This window comes from bacterium (assembly GCA_016873475.1).
GTDB lineage: Bacteria > Krumholzibacteriota > Krumholzibacteriia > JACNKJ01 > JACNKJ01 > VGXI01.
In genome coordinates this window covers 1-3,086 of the sequence record VGXI01000300.1, presented here as the reverse complement: position 1 = coordinate 3,086, position 3,086 = coordinate 1, and the positions used below count along the sequence as shown (strand labels likewise).

Sequence of the window (3,086 nt, the reverse complement as noted above, 5' to 3'; positions counted from 1 at the left end):
CCCCAGGTGACGAGCGCGGCGACGCGCGGGTCGCGCGCCGCGGCGAGGATGGCGCCGCCGCCACCGCGGCTGTGGCCGAAGAGGCCCAGGCGCGGCGCCGGCCCGGCGAGGCCGGGCAGCGCGCCGGCCGCGAGCGCCTCGACCAGGACGGCGATGTCCGCCTGCTCGCGGCTGTAGGTGTTGCGCTCGAAGCGCTCGCGCTCGCTGAAGCGATCGGGGTCCTCGCCCAGGCCGCTGCCCGAGAGATTGAAGCGGCAGGCCATCCAGCCGGCCGCCGCCAGCCGCTCGGCGAGGAGCGGGAAGAAGCCCCAGTCCTTGAAGCCCTTGAAGCCGTGGACGATGAGCACGGGCGGCCCGGCCGGCCCGCTGGGCGGGTGCAGATTCCCGCGCAGGGGGAAGCCGTCGGCGCTCGGCAGGGAGAAGGGGATGCTCGTCGCCGGGATCATGTCCGCCTCCCGCGGAGAACGAAGAAGGCGGCCTCTCGGGGAGAGGCCGCCTTGTCGGGTGCCGAAGGGGAGACTCGAACTCCCATGGGGTCGCCCCCACTACGACCTGAACGTAGCGCGTCTACCAATTCCACCACTTCGGCGCTGGCGACTGCACAGTAGGCGCGCTCCCAGCCGCTGTCAAGAGGCCCCGGCCAGCGCCAGAGCCCTTTCCCTTGCGCCATCTCGGAGGCAATGCTAGCCTGCCGGCCGCGCGAAGCCTGTCGGCGCGCTCCGGAGATCCCCGCCATGAGCGAAGCGATCAAGATCATCGCGGTCAACCGCAAGGCCCGTTTCGACTATGAACTGCTCGAGACCTTCGAGGCGGGGATGGTCCTGGTCGGCACGGAGGTGAAGAGCCTGCGCGCAGGCAAGGCGAACATCAAGGACGCCTACGCCGCCGTCGAGGACGGCGAGCTCTGGCTCGTCGGCCTGCACATCAGTCCCTACGCGCAGGGCACCACCGACGCGCACGCGCCCGAACGTCGACGCAAGCTGCTGATGAACGCCAAGGAGCGGCGGCGCCTCGTGATCAAGATCCAGGAGCGGGGCCTCACCCTCGTGCCGACGCGGCTCTACTTCAAGGGCGGCTGGGCGAAGGTGGAGCTGGCCCTCGCGCGCGGCAAGCGCAAGCACGACAAACGCGAGGCCATCGCGGCCCGCGACGCCGCCCGCTCCGTGGCCCGCGCGCGTCGAGGGGAGCGCGAGTGAAGCGAGGCCGGCCAGGCGGGGGGCTCGCCCTCGCCCTGCTCCTGGCGCTGCCGCTCGCGGCGGCGCCGGCGACCGCCGAGCTGCCAGCGCCGTCCAGCGAGCGGCCGGCCCTGAGCGCGGAGACCCTGGAGTTTCTGCCCGGCCAGGGCCGCGCCGCGCGCAGCTTCCCGCTCTTTCGCTTCCCGGGCGCGGACGAGGCCTACCTCGACCTCTGGGACGCGACGCAGATCCTGGGCGCCAACCGCTTCTTCGACCCCATCACGCGCAAGGTCTCCCTGGCCGTGGCCGGCCACCGCGTCAAGCTGACGGATGGCTCCGTCTGGCTCTTCGTGGACAGCCGCCCGCGCCGCCTCGGCGAGCCCTGCCGCATCGCGGCCGGGCGCTTCTACCTGCCGCTCAGTTTTTGGCCCGTGCTGCTCGAGGAACTGCCCGATCTGCCGCTGCGCCGCGACGAGGAAGTGCTGCGCCTGGTCGGCGGTCTGCGCAGCGTCAACGTGCTCAGCGTCGAGTGGGTCTTCTCGGGCGAGCGCCTGCGCGGCGTCTTCCAGCTCGCGGAGTCGCTGGAGCCGCGGCTCGAGCGCGTGGGGGAGAGCGTGCTGCGGCTGCACTTCCCCGGCGGGCGCCTGGCGCCCTTCGACTGGCAGCGCCTGCCGGCGCGGGCGCCCATCGACTCGCTGCGCCTCGAGGAGGCCGAGGCAGGCGCCGCCCTCACGCTCTACTGCCGCCGCCCGCTGGGGAGCCTGCGCAGTGCGAGCGATCCGGTGGCCCTGACCTGGGCGCTCACGGCCGAACTGCCCGCCGCACCGGGGCTCATCGAGCCCGAGTTCGCGGGCAGCCTGCCCGAGCGCCGCGCTGCCCTGCCCGCGCCGGCGCGGCGCCTCAAGCGCGTCGTGCTCGACCCCGCACACGGCGGGACGGACACGGGCGCCGTCAGCGGCGGCCAGATCGAGAAGGACTGGACCCTGCGCCTGGCCGAGGCCCTGGCGCCCGAGCTGGAGCGCGAGGGCTTCGAGGTGATCTGGACGCGCCGCGACGACCGCGAGCGCGGGCCGCAGTCCCGCGTGCAGGCGGCCAACGTGGCGGGCGCCGACCTCTATCTCTCGCTGCACCTGACGCGGCGTGGCCTGGCGGGGGAGAGCGGCCTCGAGATCATCCTCGAAGCGCCCGAGGAGCCGCCGGGCGAGGCCGGCGCCCTGCGGCCCTGGGCCGCCGTGCAGGCCGCGCACGGCGAGAGCAGCCTCGAGCTGGCCGCCGGCCTCGAGCAGTCGCTCGGGCTCCTGACGGACTGGCCCCAGCTCGGCATCCGCCGCGAGCGCACGGCCATCCTCGAGGGGCTGGACATGCCGGCGCTGCTGCTGGAGGTCGCCAACCTGGACAGCGCCACCGAGCGCGCGGCCTGGGAGGACGCGCCGACGCGCAACGAGCGCCTGCGCGCGCTGGCGCGCAGCCTGGCCGCGCGCAGCCGGCGCTGGCGGGAGGGGGGCTGATGGAGCGGCGCGCACTGGCGCTCGGCTGCCTGCTCCTCCTCGCAGCGGGCGGCCCGGGCTGCGACAGGCAGGAGGGGCCGGCCCCGGCGCCGGTCGAGACGGGCGAGAGCTGGGAGGGCTACGGCTCGCAGACGGCCGTGCTCTTCTTCGCCGAGGGCGGCCTCGACCCCGTCTGGCACGAGGAGCTGCGGGTGGTCGAGCTGAAGGACGACTCCGTCGACCGCATCGAGCGCACGCTGCTGGAGCTGTTGCGCGGGCCCGAGCGGGGCGCGGGGCGGGCCTTTCCGCCGGGCATGGAGCTGGAGCACGTCTTCTTCGAGGAGGGCGCGGGCCTGCTCACCCTGGACTTCAGCAGCGCCAGCGCGGCGCAGCTGACGCGCGCGGGCAGCCTGGAGGAGCGCGG

Annotated in this window: 4 protein-coding genes and 1 tRNA gene; 3 read left to right on the top strand and 2 right to left on the bottom strand. The window is 74.5% G+C overall.

The window, feature by feature from the left end; genetic code table 11:
* Together FJ251_15005 and FJ251_15000 are read right to left on the bottom strand one after the other, a co-directional pair.
* Nucleotides 1-446, bottom strand: a 446-nt coding sequence (locus FJ251_15005) for an alpha/beta hydrolase (protein ID MBM4119010.1), incomplete at its 3' end; no start/stop codon positions are given.
* A gap of 56 nt (nt 447-502) precedes the next feature.
* Nucleotides 503-589, bottom strand: a tRNA-Leu gene (locus FJ251_15000).
* A gap of 145 nt (nt 590-734) precedes the next feature.
* On the opposite strand from FJ251_15000, the gene smpB reads away from it, so the two are divergent.
* From smpB to FJ251_14985, 3 genes are all read left to right on the top strand, one after another.
* Nucleotides 735-1,196: an SsrA-binding protein SmpB gene (gene smpB, locus FJ251_14995; protein ID MBM4119009.1), complete on the top strand. Its 462-nt coding sequence runs from the start codon at nt 735-737 to the stop codon at nt 1,194-1,196.
* A complete protein-coding gene (locus FJ251_14990; GenBank protein MBM4119008.1) occupies nt 1,193-2,683 on the top strand; it encodes a hypothetical protein in 1,491 nt (496 codons plus the stop codon). The genes smpB and FJ251_14990 overlap by 4 nt, the downstream gene beginning before the upstream one ends.
* Nucleotides 2,683-3,086: hypothetical protein (locus FJ251_14985; GenBank protein MBM4119007.1), on the top strand; the 404-nt coding region annotated here is incomplete at its 3' end. The genes FJ251_14990 and FJ251_14985, both read left to right, overlap by 1 nt.